This is a genomic window from Candidatus Glomeribacter gigasporarum BEG34, assembly GCF_000227585.1.
Taxonomy (GTDB): Bacteria; Pseudomonadota; Gammaproteobacteria; order Burkholderiales; family Burkholderiaceae; genus Glomeribacter; species Glomeribacter gigasporarum_B.
Map to the genome: position 1 here is coordinate 1 of NZ_CAFB01000005.1, position 1,454 is coordinate 1,454.

General features: G+C 53.2%; 2 protein-coding genes and 1 tRNA gene. 1 reads left to right on the plus strand and 2 read right to left on the minus strand.

Annotated features, from left to right (window positions below; genetic code table 11):
* Nucleotides 1–479: hypothetical protein (locus CAGGBEG34_RS09865; RefSeq protein WP_042687009.1), on the minus strand; the 479-nt coding region annotated here is incomplete at its 3' end.
* Nucleotides 480–547: 68 nt separating this feature from the next.
* Here CAGGBEG34_RS09865 and CAGGBEG34_RS00045 point away from each other — a divergent pair.
* Nucleotides 548–624 (plus strand) — tRNA-Pro (locus CAGGBEG34_RS00045).
* A gap of 85 nt (nt 625–709) precedes the next feature.
* On the opposite strand, the gene CAGGBEG34_RS00050 is transcribed toward CAGGBEG34_RS00045, so the two are convergent.
* Nucleotides 710–1,357 (minus strand): tyrosine-type recombinase/integrase, encoded by a 648-nt coding sequence (locus CAGGBEG34_RS00050; RefSeq protein WP_081463671.1) that lies wholly within the window; start codon nt 1,355–1,357, stop codon nt 710–712.
* Between the last annotated feature and the right edge of the window lie 97 nt (nt 1,358–1,454).

Sequence of the window (1,454 nt, forward strand, 5' to 3'; positions counted from 1 at the left end):
CGCGCGCCGCTGATTTTCGCGGCGGCATTGAAATCCAGCCCAAGCGGCGCGCCAATTTCGACGTGATCTTTCACCGCAAAATCAAAATGACGCGGCGCGCTCCAACGGCTGATTTCAACATTATCCGTGTCATCCCGGCCGGATGACACGCTTTCATGCGGCAAGTTAGGAAGCTCAAGCAGAAAATCAGACAGCCGCGCCTGGAGCGCGTCAAGCTGCGCAATACGCGCATGCAGTTGCGCGCCGCTTTCATTCGCTTCGTCTAATGCAGGGGCGGCTTCCTTTCCTTTACGCTTTAACTCCCCGATTTGCCTGGAAAGCTGGTTACGGCGCGCCTGCAGCGCTTCGGTTTCGCTTTGCAGCGTCTTGCGTTCTATTTCCAACCGCATAAACCCAGCGGCATCAAACCGGTATCCGCGGCTGCTCAGGCGATGCGCGATCATGTCTGGGTCTCTGCGAAGCAACTGAATATCAAGCATGAAGATTTGGATGAAGAAATGTTTGAGAGAATCGTTCAAGATATAATTTTCGAGGCGCTTAACATTTTCGGGGCGTAGCGCAGCCTGGTAGCGTACCTGCATGGGGTGCAGGTGGTCGGAGGTTCAAATCCTCTCGCCCCGACCAATAAAATCAAGGGGTTACGGCATTCTAACCTAGAGCGTTCTAATAAGAATATTAGAACGTTGTTCTAATATTTCCTCATCTGTATTCACTTAAGAGGAAGGCTGAGACATACATCGGAAACGGGTATCTCGCGCTGTTTAATGTAGTGACGAGTTGTTTGGGTATCGGTATGCGCCGCTCCGACCCTCAGTTGTTCAATGCTGTAGCCGAGGCGCTTGGCATCCGTCAGTGCTTTGGCGCGGATGTCCTTGAGCGTGACATCTTCTATCCCCGCGCGCGCACAGGCGCGTCTCCATGCGCTGCTCATCCCATGTGAGGTGTAAGGGCAGCCATTCCGTGTATGAATCACATACAGACTTTTAATCGGGCCGAGCTGACGGGCACGCTCTAATACTTGCTGAAGCGCTGCGGTGATGGGGATGCGCACTTTTGCACCGCTCGATGCCTCTGTTTTGGTCGGCTTGAAGTAAATACCGTCCGCCTCTATTTGATCCCAACGCAATAACCGAACTTCCGTAGTGCGCTGATAAAGCAGATAGCACAGATCGATATAACACTGCACCATTGCACCGCTAGAAGTGGGGCGGCCGTCCGCACCGATCAGTAAAGCATCCCGAATGCGGTGATACTCTGCATCGGTGATATAGCGGTCACGCGCTTTAGGGTCGGGTAAGAGGTGACAGGTCGCCCTGCACCCCTCCCCTAAGAACCGGACTTGACAGTTTCCCATCATCCGGCTCAAGCCTTCGAGCTGTTTGCATACTGTTATGGCCGAGCATGAATCTGTTGATGGCAGACTTTGTGCAACCAGACAAGGTTATCATCCGTAT

Coding starts and splice junctions, on each gene's coding strand:
- CAGGBEG34_RS00050 (WP_081463671.1), bottom strand. CDS start 1,357: ATGATGGGAAACTGTCAAGTCCGGTTCTTAGGGGAGGGGTGCAGGGCG.